Genomic DNA, 11,586 nt, shown 5'->3' with positions numbered 1-11,586 from the left:
ACACACGATGAATACGACCACCCTGACCTCGCAGGAAGCCGCCCGCCCCAGCGCCGCGAAGATCCGGCGCATCATCTTCGCGGCGTCGATCGGCAACGCCCTCGAATGGTTCGACCTGATCGTCTACGGCTTCTTCGCGGTGACGATCGCCAAGCTGTTCTTCCCCGCCACCAGCGAAGCAACGTCGCTGATGCTGACGCTCGGCACGTTCGGGCTGTCCTACCTGATCCGGCCGATCGGCGGCTTCGTGCTCGGCGCGTACGCGGATCGCGCGGGCCGCAAGGCGTCGCTGCTGCTGTCGATCGCGATGATGATGGCCGGCACGCTGCTGATCGCGCTGATGCCGACCTACGCGTCGATCGGCCTGCTCGCGCCGCTCGGGATCATGCTGTCGCGGCTGATGCAAGGCTTTTCCGCGGGCGGCGAATTCGCGAGCTCGACCGCGTTCCTCGTCGAGCACGCACCGCAGCGGCGCGGTTTCATGTCGAGCTGGCAGTTCGCGAGCCAGGGCCTCGCGACGCTGCTCGCATCGGGCTTCGGCGCGTTGCTGACCGCCACGCTGACGACCGCGCAACTCGAAAGCTGGGGCTGGCGCGTGCCGTTCCTGTTCGGGCTCGCGATCGGCCCGGTCGGGCTGTATATCCGCCGCTACGTCGACGAGGGCGTCGAGTTCAAGACGCAGGCACGTTCGGAAGCGCCCGTGCGCGAGCTGTTCGCGGAACAAAAGGTGCGGGTGCTGCTGTCGATCGGCGCGCTCGTGATCTCGACCGCGATCAACTACATGATCCTGTACATGCCGACTTACGCGATCAAGCAGCTCGGCCTGCCCGCCTCGACGGGCTTCGCTGCCACGCTCGCGACCGGCTTCGTGCTCACGCTCGTCACGCCGGTCGTCGGCCACCTGTCCGATCGCACCGGTCGGATCCGCATGATGGCGGTCGCGGCGGTCCTGATGCTCGTCACCGTGTACCCGACGTTCGCGTGGCTTACGCGTCACGCGTCGTTCGCGACGATGCTCGCCGCCCTGGTCTGGATCGGTGCGCTGAAGGCGATGTACTGCGGCGCGCTGCCGGCGCTGATGGCCGAGCTGTTCCCGTCGCAGACCCGCGCAACGGGGCTCGCGGTCAGCTACAACACGGGTGTCACGCTGTTCGGCGGCTTCGCGCCGTTCGTCATCACCTGGCTGATCAGCGCGACCGGGAACCGGCTGTCGCCGGCGCTCTATCTGATGGGGTGCGCGCTGCTGAGCCTCGCCGCGCTGTTCGTCGCGCGCACGCGGCTCAAGATGCGATAACGGAAGAACCGACGGCGTAGCGATGCGCCGCCGGTGCGGCCCGCCGCGGCATCGCTGCCGCGCGGGCCGGGCGCCACCGGCTTCCGGTCAAGGCGCCGGGTTCGGCTGCAGTTCGTGCAGCGCGTCGATCTCGGCGAGGATCTCGTCGGACAGCTTCACGTCGACGCTGCCGATGTTCTCCTTCAACTGCTCGAGCGACGTCGCCCCGATCAGGTTGCTGCGCGTGAACGGCCGGCTGTTGACGAACGCCAGCGCGAGCTGCGCGGGCGACAGCCCGTGACGCCGCGCGAGCGCGACATAGCGCGACGTCGCCTCGACGGCCTGTGGCTTGCTGTAGCGCTGGAAGCGTTCGAACAACGTGATGCGGGCGCCGGCCGGACGCGCACCGTTCTCGTACTTGCCGGACAGCCAGCCGAACGCGAGCGGCGAATACGCGAGCAGGCCGACGCCGTCGCGATGCGTGAATTCCGACAGCCCGTTTTCGAACGTGCGGTTCAGCAGGCTGTACGGATTCTGGATGCTCGCGATGCGCGGCAGCCCGAGCTTCTCGGCCGCGCGCAGGAACTGCGCGACGCCCCACGGCGTTTCATTCGACACGCCGATCGCACGCACCTTGCCGGCCTTCACGAATTCCGCGAGAACGCCGAGGGTTTCCTCGATCGGCACCGTATAGGCGTCGTCGACCCACGGATAGGCGGGACGGCCGAACGTCGTCGTGCTGCGATCGGGCCAGTGCAGCTGGTAGAGATCGACGTAGTCGGTCTGCAGGCGCTTGAGGCTGCCGTCGAGCGCTTCGGTCAGGTTCTTGCGGTCGAACTGGTTGCCTTCGCCGCGAATATGGCGCGGATTGTGCGGCTGCCGCGCCGGCCCCGCGATTTTCGTCGCGAGCACGATGCGCTCGCGCTGCGCGCGATGCTGCGCGAGCCAGGTGCCGATGTACGCCTCGGTGCGCCCCTGCGTATCGGGTTTCGGCGGCACCGGATACATCTCTGCGGCATCGATCAGCGTGACGCCCTGCCCGATCGCGTAGTCGATCTGCTCATGCGCGTCGCGCTCCGAATTCTGCTCGCCCCACGTCATCGTGCCCAGGCCGATCAGGCTGACCTCGATGCCCGAATCGCCAAGTGTGCGGTATTCCATGCTGTTCCTGTCGCGTCGGTGGAAAGCAGGAACGCTATCACATTGAAGCGACTGCTTCAGACAGGCGCCGCCCACGCTTACAGGCGGCCTTCGGCGCCGGCAACGAGGTTCACGCGCCGGCCCGGACGATGGCGCTCCCGCCCGCCGTCACTGCGGCCGCTGGATGAAACAGGTTGCCGACGCATGCGCAACGATCTTGTCGTCCGCAGTCTTCAGCGTGCCCTCCGCGACGCCCAGCGAGCGCGACAGGTGAATCACGCGCCCTTCCGCGACCAGATCGACGTCGCGCGGCACGGGCCGCAGCATCTTCACATGCAGGTCGACCGTGCCGTAGCCGACGCCCGCATCCAGCATCGAATGCACCGCGCACCCGGTGACCGAATCGAGCACCGTCGCGGCGAACCCGCCGTGCACGCCACCGAGCGGATTCAGGTGCCGGCCGTCCGCTCGCGCCGAAAACTTCACATAACCGAGTTCGACGTCGAGCGGACGCATCGGGATCGTCTCGGAAATCGACGCGAGCGGCGCATCGCCCGATACCGCCGCGCGCAACAGATCGAGACCAGACAGGGAAAGCGGGTTCATCGGGTTGTCTCCGGGTTGAAAGCGCGTCGCCGCGCGAGTAAGTTCTAAATTGGAACTCATTATTGGCAACGACGGCGCCCGTTGTCAACGTGGCCGGGCCCGTTGCAACCGAAGACGGGTTCTATAATCGAACCCGCTATTTCGCCGAACCGCCGCAAAGGACGCAAGAGACTCGACGATGAAATGGGATGACATCGGCACGCTGAACTGTTCGGTCGCGCGTACGCTCGCCGTGCTCGGCGACCGCTGGACCATGCTGATCCTCCGCAACGCGTTCCTCGGCTGCCGCCGCTTCGACGCGTTCCAGGCCCAGCTTGGCCTCACGCGCCATGTGCTGGCCGAACGGCTCGCGCGACTCGTCGACGAAGGCGTGCTGGTCAAGCGCGCGTACCAGGAGCGGCCGCCGCGGTTCGAATACCGGCTGACGGACAAGGGCCTCGACCTCTACCCGACCCTGCTCGCGCTGACGGCGTGGGGCGACCGCTGGAAAGACGACGGCCAGGGGCCGCCGGTGCAGTTGCGTCACCGCACGTGCGGCCATCTGATGCATGCGGTCACCGTATGCTCCGCGTGCGGCGAACCGCTCGACGCACGCGACGTGCAGCCGGAGCGTGGCCCCGGTTGGATTGCAGCCGAGGCGGCCGGGGCTCCCGCGGCCGAGGATTGACGCAGCGTCGTGCATCCATGAATGAACGCGTAACGCACGCAGATCGTTAGTCGCACTCGCGCTGCTGTCACGGGCCGCATCGAACCCGCCCGGCTGCACTCGCGCATGGCTTATACGCTGCCATTCCACCACCATCGCACGCGCAATCGCGCGCTGCTATCGTCCCCATCCGCGGACCAACCCGATCACGCACTCGGATCCCGCACAACGCAACTTTGCGTCACCGCCTCTGCCATCGCGGTCATCGCGATGCGTCATCCCGTCTCATCCACGCGTGACCGGGCCGCCACGTCTGCGTTACACTCACGGCCCGCTGTCTCGAAATTGTTCGCTGTCCAAGATGTTGTCGCGCAATCGCCTCGCCGCTGCCTGTCTCGCCGCCTCCCTGCTCGCCACTCCGTTCGCCGCCTTCGGCAAGACGCAAAGTGAATCGCTGCTTCAGCAGGCGATCGACCTCGTGTCGCGTTGGCTGCCGGCCCCTACTCACGAAGCACCCGCGACACAGGTCGTCGAATCGGCGTTTTCGCCCGACGGCGGTGCCGAAGCGCTCGTGCTGAAAGCAATCGGCGCCGCGCGCAGCTCGATCCGCGTCGCCGCCTATTCGTTCACGTCGCCGCCTGTCACGCGCGCACTGCTCGCGGCCAAGCGACGCGGCGTGAATGTCGCGGTGGTCGTCGACGACAAGGGCAATCGCGCAAAAAGCAGCAAGCAGGCGCTGAACCTGCTCGTCAACGCAGGTATCCCGACGCGCACGATCGACGCCTATGCGATCCATCACGACAAGTACCTCGTGATCGACGCAGAGCACGTCGAAACGGGCTCGTTCAACTACAGCGCATCGGCGGCCAGCCGCAATTCCGAGAACGTCGTCGTGGTGTGGAACAACCCGCAACTCGCGTCGCGCTATCTCACGCACTGGCAAAGCCGCTTCGACCAGGGCACGCCGTACCGCTCCAGCTATTGACGCAGGCCGCGCGGCGCTTGCCCCGTGTTCGATCCGCCGTGTTGCTGATGATCGGCGAGCGCGGCGCGAAGCTCAATTCAGCCGAATGGCCAGCGCGCCGCCGCACTCAATGGATGTCGGGCGTCCGCGCGGTCGCCGCACCGGCCTGCGTCGTCGGCGCACAGCGATTCGCGTGTCCGCTCGCGCCGCTTGCCGAAGACGTCGGCAAACCGCCGGGCAGCGCGCTGCTCACGCAAACGACGCCGAATGCCAGCGTGTTCTGGACCATCGGATAAAGAAGATACAGCGCAAACGCGAGATAGCCCGCGTACAGGAATCGAACCATGGTGCGATGGGAAGCGATGAACGAATGGACTCGTCCTGTTTACGGCACTGCGCCGGGCACCTTGAGGTATCGCGCCTCCGATTGAGCATCGGGGCGAAACGCGGGCCCATGGCGCCTGCTTCGCACCCGATCTGCATCGATTCGCGCCGGGCCGAAACCACCGGCCGGCGGATTCGCAACGTGGCGATGCGCCGAACAATGCGCGATACTGTCCGACATACGATCCCGTAACCGGCGTCGCAGCCGGGACAAAAGGCAAGGCCCATGCAAATCGCACCGAAACCGGCCGACGAGGCGGCCCGGCTCGATACGCTTCATTCGCTCTCGATCCTCGACACGCCACCCGAAGAGCGCTTCGATCGCCTGACGCGTCTCGCACGCAGGCTGTTCGATGTACCGATCGCACTCGTCAGCCTCGTCGACGCCGATCGGCAGTGGTTCAAGAGCCATGCCGGGCTCGACGTCACACAAACGTCGCGCGACGTGTCGTTCTGCGCCCATGCGCTGCTCGAGGGCAATACGATGGTGATCCAGGATGCGCTGAACGACAATCGCTTCCACGACAATCCGCTCGTCACCGGCGCGCCCGGCATCCGCTTTTACGCCGGTCGACCGCTCACTGCGCCGAACGGCGCACCCATCGGCACGCTGTGCCTGATCGACACGCGGCCGCGCTCGCTCGAACCCGACGAACTCGCGCTGCTCGGCGATCTCGCCCACATGACCGAGCGCGAGATCGCCGCGCTGCATTTCGCGACCACCGACGAGCTCACGCAACTGACCAACCGGCGCGGCTTCGAGATTCTCGCCCGCCACGTGCTGAGCCTGTGCGATCGCCTCGACCGTCACGCGGTGCTGCTGTTCTTCGACCTGAACGATTTCAAGTCGATCAACGACCGCTTCGGCCACGCCGAAGGCGACCACGCGCTCAAGGCCTTCGCCGACACGCTGACGGGCGCGCTGCGCGACAGCGACGTGGTCGCACGGCTTGGCGGCGACGAGTTCGTCGTGCTGCTGAGCGCCACCGATCCGGCCGACGTTGCCGAGCCGGTCGAACGCGTGACGCAGGCGCTCGCGCTGCGCAACGCGGCCGACGCACGCGGCTATGACATCCGGTTCAGTGTCGGCCACGTCGACTACGATCCCGCACACCATCGCGACGTGGCCGACCTGCTCGCATCGGCCGATCAACGGATGTACGAGGACAAGCAGCGCGGCAAGACGGCCGGCACGTAAGCGCGGGCGGACCGGGCGCAGGCGCCTGCCACCACCCGGCCGCCCCGCCGCTCAACTGCGGCTGCGTGGTTGCGTCAGCTTCCGCACGGCGGCGCGCTGGCCATGGCCTCCGCGATCTGCTCGGGCGTCAGGTCGCGCTGATGCGTCGCGAGCGACCAGCGATGGCCGAACGGATCCTCGACCTGTCCGTAGCGATCGCCCCAGAACATGTCGGCAGCCGGAATCGTGACCGTCGCGCCGGCCGCGACCGCCTTCGCGATCGCCGCGTCGGTGTCCGGCACGTACAGGTGCAGGCACACCGACGTGCCTTTCAGTGCCTTCGGCCCGAGCGCGCCGTGCTCGGGCATTTCATCCACCAGCATCAGTGTCGAATCGCCAATCACGAGGCACGCGTGCGCGAGCCGGCCGTCGGGCATCGCCAGGCGAAACTGTTCGCTCGCATTGAACGCGCGCTTGTAGAAATCGATGGCTGCGATTGCGCCGGCGCAGATCAGGTGCGGCGTCAGCGTGCGCATCCCTTCCGGGATCGGTTTGACGGACGTGGACATGGGTGTCGCTCCTTCGGGCGGTTGTCGTATCGGAATCGGGACGGACGCGCGATGCGCACGCCTCCGATGCTACGACGGACGAACCCGGCGGAAATCGACACGGCGGCGGACATTTTTTTGTTTTCCCGGGGATCGGCGCACGCGGGTTCCCCGCATCGGGCGTCATCGGCCCGTCAGGTCGACCTCGTTGCCCGGCACGCCGAACTGCCGGCGGCATGCCTCCAGCAATCCGGCCACCGCATCGAGCGGCAGATCGGCAAACCGGGCGATCGGCAGCATCACGCCACCCGGTACCTTGTTGCGCGATGAAAGCGCCGAGAACTGGTAGCCGATGTAGCGATTTCCGGCAACGCTGATGATCCGGAATTCGGTGACGTCACGCCATCGCGTGACGGGTTGCTCGCGCAAAGCCCCGATCAGCCTGAAGCCCGTCTCGTCGACCTGCAGCGCCATCCTGCGTCGCGACGACACGAAGAAGGCGGCCCCCGCCAGCGCCAGCAACACGGCCAGTGCCGCCACCGGCCAAAGCGCCGGCGCGGCCGCGTAACCGCACAGGCTCGCCACGGCCAGCACCGCGCACGCGATCGCCCTTCCTTTCAGGCTCCGGCCGTCAACCGCCAGCGTCATCGGCAACCGGCCGACGACAGTTTCCGCGTCGGGATCGACATGCCAGCCGGACGAACCGGTGGTTTCGCTTTCGTCGTTCATCGCGCAATCGCCCATATCGACGACAACCGGCTCATCGGGGCCGGACACCCGATCGAAGCGCCGAGACAGGCTGTCTGTCGCCGGAAAATGGTCGGGATCGACGAAGGTGAGCATCGACCCACGACAACGCGCCTTCGTCCGCGCGGAACGGGCCACGCTCCGTCGGCATCGGTCATGTTCAGTTGCACACCTTGACGGTACCGTTGGTCGTGCATTGACCAGTGGCCCAGTGGCTCTGCCCTGCCAGATGAGGTGCCTGGCCGACGCCACGGATCGGCTCGGACGGCGACGATGCCGGCACGGCCGCGGCAACCGACGCGGTGTCGGGCGACGGTAGCGGAGACGGCTCGGGCGCGGCCTGGCAAGCCGACAATGCCAGACAAAGAGCGGATGCCAACAGGGCGATGAGCGGTCTCGACATGATCTCGTACGCGTTTGCGATGTTCGCTTCCGGTAAAACGGGCTGGCTCAAAATCACGTGCCCGTCAGACCGTTCGGCGCAACCGCCAATGCAGCATGACGGTCATCCAATACTACTCCTCGCGATCGACGTCGCGCGAGCGGCCATTCGGCCAGGTGCCGCCCTCCATGCGGCGGCACGCGCCATCGCTGACGCATGCCGCGCCGGTCAGATTTGCGGCAGGTCGCGCAAAGTACGCGACTCGTTCGTTGCATCGATGTCGAGCTCGATGCCTTCCGATGCATCGCGATACAGCACGCGCTTCAGCCGGGGCCCGATCGCGGTGGCGTCCGATGCCGAGAAGATTGCGCGGACATCGTTTCCGGACGCGAGCGCGCGCGCCACGTCCGCCACCGGTGCTTCGCTGGGCGGCGCCGCCCACGACCGGTCAGCCGGATTCACGGCCGCCCAGCGCACGTGCGTCACGCGCGCGCTGAGCGGATCGATTCGCACGCCATTCACCGCAAACATCGACATCGGCATCTCCTTCGAATTTTTTGCGGCCCGCCGTACCGATACGCGGTCACGGACGGCCCCAGATCTCGCAGACGTTTCCCGCCGGATCGGCCACGGAAATCGCGATCGTGCCGTCGCCGTAGTCCCATTCGTTCAGGATACTGACGCGACACGACTCCAGTCGCGCGACGGCTTCCGACACATGCGCCACTTCGATGGCCAACGCAATGCCATGGCCGGTCGGACGAAACCCAGGGTACGGAAACTGGCCACCGCTACCCGTATGGATGGTCAGCGTCGCCCCACCCACGACAAAGCGATGCCACGGATTCCCCGCAGCCGATACGCCTTCGGCATGCACGGGCAGCGCGAGCGCCAACCGATAGCAATCCACCACCGCCCGGAAGCGATCGTCTTCGACCGGCACCAGGATGCCCAGATTGGCGATCATGCGCGCTTCTCCGGCCCACGTGATTTTCGATGATACATTGGGACGCTTTACAACCGTCAACAGACAATCGTGCACGGGAGAAACACATGACCGACGCCTGGGGAACCTTCCCTGCCAGAATGGGCGACCATCAGGCTTTCATCAGCTTCAACCACAGCTTTGCGGAACTCGCCGAGGGCGATCCGCGCACGTCGCTGCTCAGCGTGCGCGTGCCCTTTGCGCATCCGACACCGGAAGGCCTGCCGAGCGGCGACGAATTCGCCGACCTCGCAACGATCGAGGATCTGCTCGACGCCACGATTACCGCGAAAGGCGGCGTGCAGGTGGGCCGCATCACCGTCGACGGCCACCGCGATTTCCTTTTCTACGTGCCGTTCGATGAAGAAGCAGCGGCGGAGATCGTCGACGCGCTGGCCGATCAGACGACTTACGCCCTTCAGTACGCGCATCAGGACGATCCGGACAAGGAAGCGTACTGGCAGACGCTCTACCCGACCGATGACGACTGGCTGATCATGCGCGACATGCGCGTGCTGGATGAATTGCGGAAGAAAGGCGACGCCAGCGACGTAAGCCGGCGCGTGATGCACTGGGCGTACTTCCCCGACCCGAGCGACGCGCATCAGTTCGCGGACTGGGCCGAATCGAAAGGCTATCCGGTCGAATCGGTGGCGCCCACCGAGGACGGCAAGTCGGCGGTCCGGTTTTCGCATGAAGGCACCATGGCGCTGGCCGACATCACGCGCCATACGATCGCGATCAACCACGAAGTGCGTGCACTCGGCGGGGATTACGACGGATGGGAAACCAGCGTCGAACAGGCTGGCTGAGCGAGTCGACCTGCCCGCTGTGCGACACGTGATGCAACGCATCCGGCGCAAAAAATATCCCGGCGGCCTGCTTGCGCGCCGCCGGGACCAAGGCATCACCGGCCGAAACCGGCGATGGGCCTGAGGGTTCGCCCAGGCACGAGGAAAGCGATTCGTGCGGATCAGGCGAACGGATGCCGGGGTGCGCAATCGATGCGCTCACGCCGCCCGCCGGACGCCTGTCCGGTTCCGTCGACGCAGCCTTCCCGCGTCGGACGGGCAAAAAGCCCCGCTCCTGCGCGAGCGAGCGGGGAAACGGTTGACCGGGCCGGGGAAGAACGGTCAACCGACCAAATTGTGAGCGTGGGCCGCGCAACGATCTGTGCGGCAACTCACCATTTGGTGACAATGCCGCAGCAATTGGTTCGCCCGCGTGCCGCGCGGATCGCGTCACGGTCCGAGCGCAACGCCCGCGACCGGCGCGAGCATCACCACGATGATGGGCGACAGCACCACGGCCCCGATCATCATCACGCCGTCGGCCGCGAGCGTGACAGGCGTCGCGAGCACGCGCACGGCCTTGCCCGCCGTCGTGATGCGGTCGGTGACCGGGATCTTGTACGAATGCGCAAACGACGACCATGTCTTGCCCTGCGCAAAACCATCGGCGAGATAGCGCGATCCGGCCAGTTCACCCTTCATCCCCAGATCCCAGTCTCCGAGCTTCGTGAAGCCGTCCTCCAGCGCACGATTCCAGTCCTCATCGGTCATGTGATCGCGGTGGAGCCGCAGCGAGAATTCGCCCGAAATCTTGCTGCCCTGCGCGACGAACCCAGATAGCGACGCCTCGATCGATTTCCGGTAAGGCGATGCCAGCACCGCGCCGAGATGGTCCGGCATATCGAAGATGTAGTGATATTTCTTGCCGAGCACGACGAATTGCTTGCCGTCCTCGCTGACGAGGAATCGGTCGACTGTCTCTTCGTAATGGCCGTCTTCGAACAGCATGGCAGTGCAGCCTGCCAGGCCGGCAGCGACAACGATCGCTCCCGCCGTCAACAGCGTTCTTCTTTTCATGTCTGGAGTTTTATTTTGTTTTAATTCAATCGGATATTTTCAGCCCGGGCCCAGTCTCCGGTAAGTCGCAGGTGTTGTCAAAGCAGGTTTATTCTATTTTTCCGATCGACACGATTCTGGTTTCATTTTCTTGCACCGATTTTTTCGAAACCGCATTTTGCGAACGCCGTGACTCGCGTCATGACAAGCGGGTTTCGTCATCGTGACGGTCAGCTGAAAAGCCATTCTGCGACCATCTCTATCCAGTCGAGTTCGCCCGCGATATCGATGACGGTTTCGCCGACGATTTCGGCAGTCGATGTGGTCGATACGCCCATCGCCACCGCCCCGGCAGCAACCGCGTTCGCCTTCGCCATTTCGACCGGCGCGCCCGACCTCGGATCGGCCAGCCGCTCCAGCCAGTCGACGATGTTGGCACGCGCATCCTCTTCATCGACGAAATCATGCCGCTCGAGAAAGCGATCGAACACGATCCACGCAAGCGTCTTGCTTCGCGAATCGGATTCGAGATGCCAGTCGACCACACCTGTCCGCCCGGACGCCCTGATTTCGAGCCTCGCGGTGAAACAGTAATCGGGGTACTCGATTTCAAGTTTCGACGACATGGTTTTTCTCCGGTCAATCTGCCAGCGCTGTACTTACGATGGGCCGCGCCCCGGGTTCCCCGACACTGTATGAATCTTCGATGAAATTCGCGCGGTGCATCATGTCCGCGGGCAGTATCGCGATATTCTCGTGACCTGTCGATATCGATCGCCGACACATGACCGCATGCGATTGCACCACCCTTCCTCTAAGCGGTTTTGCTCGTGGTTCAGGTTCTGCCGCGAATCGCTCCGATTTCCTATTTCGGGTATTGTCCCGCC

The 11,586-nt window shown here is 65.3% G+C and carries 15 protein-coding genes; 5 read left to right on the top strand and 10 right to left on the bottom strand.

Translation table 11 applies throughout. The annotated features are described in order from the left end of the window. Nucleotides 1-7: 7 nt before the first annotated feature. Nucleotides 8-1,294: an MFS transporter gene (locus G3N98_RS10765; protein ID WP_089472714.1), complete on the top strand. Its 1,287-nt coding sequence runs from the start codon at nt 8-10 to the stop codon at nt 1,292-1,294. Between the two features lie 87 nt (nt 1,295-1,381). Here G3N98_RS10765 and G3N98_RS10760 read toward each other — a convergent pair whose 3' ends face one another. Further along, complete coding sequence (locus G3N98_RS10760; RefSeq protein ID WP_124584208.1) at nt 1,382-2,434, bottom strand: NADP(H)-dependent aldo-keto reductase; 1,053 nt, start codon at nt 2,432-2,434, stop codon at nt 1,382-1,384. A 147-nt stretch (nt 2,435-2,581) separates the two neighbouring features. Continuing rightward, the gene (locus tag G3N98_RS10755; protein WP_039358790.1) at nt 2,582-3,019 is read right to left on the bottom strand and encodes a PaaI family thioesterase; all 438 of its coding nucleotides are present in this window, start codon (nt 3,017-3,019) and stop codon (nt 2,582-2,584) included. A gap of 178 nt (nt 3,020-3,197) precedes the next feature. Between G3N98_RS10755 and G3N98_RS10750 the strand changes: the two genes are divergently transcribed. Next, the gene (locus tag G3N98_RS10750) at nt 3,198-3,686 is read left to right on the top strand and encodes a helix-turn-helix domain-containing protein (RefSeq protein ID WP_069247882.1); all 489 of its coding nucleotides are present in this window, start codon (nt 3,198-3,200) and stop codon (nt 3,684-3,686) included. Nucleotides 3,687-4,026: 340 nt separating this feature from the next. Further along, entirely contained in the window at nt 4,027-4,650 is a 624-nt protein-coding gene (locus G3N98_RS10745; protein ID WP_034201824.1) for a phospholipase D family protein, read from the top strand. Between the two features lie 106 nt (nt 4,651-4,756). On the opposite strand, the gene G3N98_RS39770 is transcribed toward G3N98_RS10745, so the two are convergent. Next, on the bottom strand, nt 4,757-4,975 hold the full coding sequence (locus G3N98_RS39770) for a hypothetical protein (protein WP_089472712.1): 219 nt from the start codon (nt 4,973-4,975) through the stop codon (nt 4,757-4,759). A gap of 264 nt (nt 4,976-5,239) precedes the next feature. Here G3N98_RS39770 and G3N98_RS10735 point away from each other — a divergent pair, with 264 nt between their 5' ends. After that, complete coding sequence (locus G3N98_RS10735; protein ID WP_089472711.1) at nt 5,240-6,211, top strand: sensor domain-containing diguanylate cyclase; 972 nt, start codon at nt 5,240-5,242, stop codon at nt 6,209-6,211. Between the two features lie 74 nt (nt 6,212-6,285). On the opposite strand, the gene G3N98_RS10730 is transcribed toward G3N98_RS10735, so the two are convergent. The 5 genes from G3N98_RS10730 to G3N98_RS10715 all read right to left on the bottom strand — a co-directional run bounded on the left by G3N98_RS10730 (nt 6,286) and on the right by G3N98_RS10715 (nt 8,834). Next, nucleotides 6,286-6,759 (bottom strand): VOC family protein, encoded by a 474-nt coding sequence (locus G3N98_RS10730; protein WP_089472710.1) that lies wholly within the window; start codon nt 6,757-6,759, stop codon nt 6,286-6,288. Nucleotides 6,760-6,921: 162 nt separating this feature from the next. After that, a complete protein-coding gene (locus G3N98_RS10725) occupies nt 6,922-7,467 on the bottom strand; it encodes an aspartyl-tRNA synthetase (protein WP_206148169.1) in 546 nt (181 codons plus the stop codon). A 178-nt stretch (nt 7,468-7,645) separates the two neighbouring features. Further along, complete coding sequence (locus tag G3N98_RS40330; RefSeq protein WP_089425913.1) at nt 7,646-7,888, bottom strand: hypothetical protein; 243 nt, start codon at nt 7,886-7,888, stop codon at nt 7,646-7,648. Nucleotides 7,889-8,095: 207 nt separating this feature from the next. Next, on the bottom strand, nt 8,096-8,404 hold the full coding sequence (locus G3N98_RS10720) for a phosphatidylserine/phosphatidylglycerophosphate/cardiolipin synthase (RefSeq protein ID WP_175240331.1): 309 nt from the start codon (nt 8,402-8,404) through the stop codon (nt 8,096-8,098). Between the two features lie 46 nt (nt 8,405-8,450). Continuing rightward, nucleotides 8,451-8,834, bottom strand: coding sequence for a VOC family protein (locus G3N98_RS10715; protein ID WP_089472709.1), 384 nt, complete (start codon nt 8,832-8,834; stop codon nt 8,451-8,453). A gap of 86 nt (nt 8,835-8,920) precedes the next feature. Here G3N98_RS10715 and G3N98_RS10710 point away from each other — a divergent pair, with 86 nt between their 5' ends. Further along, on the top strand, nt 8,921-9,664 hold the full coding sequence (locus G3N98_RS10710) for a DUF695 domain-containing protein (RefSeq protein WP_089472708.1): 744 nt from the start codon (nt 8,921-8,923) through the stop codon (nt 9,662-9,664). 429 nt (nt 9,665-10,093) lie between these two features. Here the strand turns inward: G3N98_RS10710 and G3N98_RS10705 are convergent, their stop codons facing one another. Continuing rightward, nucleotides 10,094-10,651, bottom strand: coding sequence for a hypothetical protein (locus G3N98_RS10705; RefSeq protein ID WP_241025851.1), 558 nt, complete (start codon nt 10,649-10,651; stop codon nt 10,094-10,096). 278 nt (nt 10,652-10,929) lie between these two features. Continuing rightward, complete coding sequence (locus G3N98_RS10700) at nt 10,930-11,325, bottom strand: hypothetical protein (protein WP_206148154.1); 396 nt, start codon at nt 11,323-11,325, stop codon at nt 10,930-10,932. Nucleotides 11,326-11,586 lie beyond the last annotated feature (261 nt).

The organism is Burkholderia sp. Tr-20390 (genome assembly GCF_017104595.1).
Taxonomy (GTDB): Bacteria; Pseudomonadota; Gammaproteobacteria; order Burkholderiales; family Burkholderiaceae; genus Burkholderia.
Note: the sequence above shows the minus strand (reverse complement) of the source record. Positions and strands in the feature narration are given on the sequence as shown.

What these genes read in the sequence shown, in the direction of transcription:
- G3N98_RS10720 (WP_175240331.1), bottom strand. Translation starts at nt 8,404, where the DNA reads ATGTCGATGTTTGCGGTGAATGGCGTGCGAATCGATCCGCTCAGCGCG.
- G3N98_RS10765 (WP_089472714.1), top strand. Translation starts at nt 8, where the DNA reads ATGAATACGACCACCCTGACCTCGCAGGAAGCCGCCCGCCCCAGCGCC.
- G3N98_RS10735 (WP_089472711.1), top strand. Translation starts at nt 5,240, where the DNA reads ATGCAAATCGCACCGAAACCGGCCGACGAGGCGGCCCGGCTCGATACG.
- G3N98_RS39770 (WP_089472712.1), bottom strand. Translation starts at nt 4,975, where the DNA reads ATGGTTCGATTCCTGTACGCGGGCTATCTCGCGTTTGCGCTGTATCTT.
- G3N98_RS10700 (WP_206148154.1), bottom strand. Translation starts at nt 11,325, where the DNA reads ATGTCGTCGAAACTTGAAATCGAGTACCCCGATTACTGTTTCACCGCG.
- G3N98_RS10715 (WP_089472709.1), bottom strand. Translation starts at nt 8,834, where the DNA reads ATGATCGCCAATCTGGGCATCCTGGTGCCGGTCGAAGACGATCGCTTC.
- G3N98_RS10760 (WP_124584208.1), bottom strand. Translation starts at nt 2,434, where the DNA reads ATGGAATACCGCACACTTGGCGATTCGGGCATCGAGGTCAGCCTGATC.
- G3N98_RS10745 (WP_034201824.1), top strand. Translation starts at nt 4,027, where the DNA reads ATGTTGTCGCGCAATCGCCTCGCCGCTGCCTGTCTCGCCGCCTCCCTG.
- G3N98_RS10755 (WP_039358790.1), bottom strand. Translation starts at nt 3,019, where the DNA reads ATGAACCCGCTTTCCCTGTCTGGTCTCGATCTGTTGCGCGCGGCGGTA.
- G3N98_RS10710 (WP_089472708.1), top strand. Translation starts at nt 8,921, where the DNA reads ATGACCGACGCCTGGGGAACCTTCCCTGCCAGAATGGGCGACCATCAG.
- G3N98_RS10705 (WP_241025851.1), bottom strand. Translation starts at nt 10,651, where the DNA reads ATGCTGTTCGAAGACGGCCATTACGAAGAGACAGTCGACCGATTCCTC.
- G3N98_RS10750 (WP_069247882.1), top strand. Translation starts at nt 3,198, where the DNA reads ATGAAATGGGATGACATCGGCACGCTGAACTGTTCGGTCGCGCGTACG.
- G3N98_RS40330 (WP_089425913.1), bottom strand. Translation starts at nt 7,888, where the DNA reads ATGTCGAGACCGCTCATCGCCCTGTTGGCATCCGCTCTTTGTCTGGCA.
- G3N98_RS10730 (WP_089472710.1), bottom strand. Translation starts at nt 6,759, where the DNA reads ATGTCCACGTCCGTCAAACCGATCCCGGAAGGGATGCGCACGCTGACG.
- G3N98_RS10725 (WP_206148169.1), bottom strand. Translation starts at nt 7,467, where the DNA reads ATGAACGACGAAAGCGAAACCACCGGTTCGTCCGGCTGGCATGTCGAT.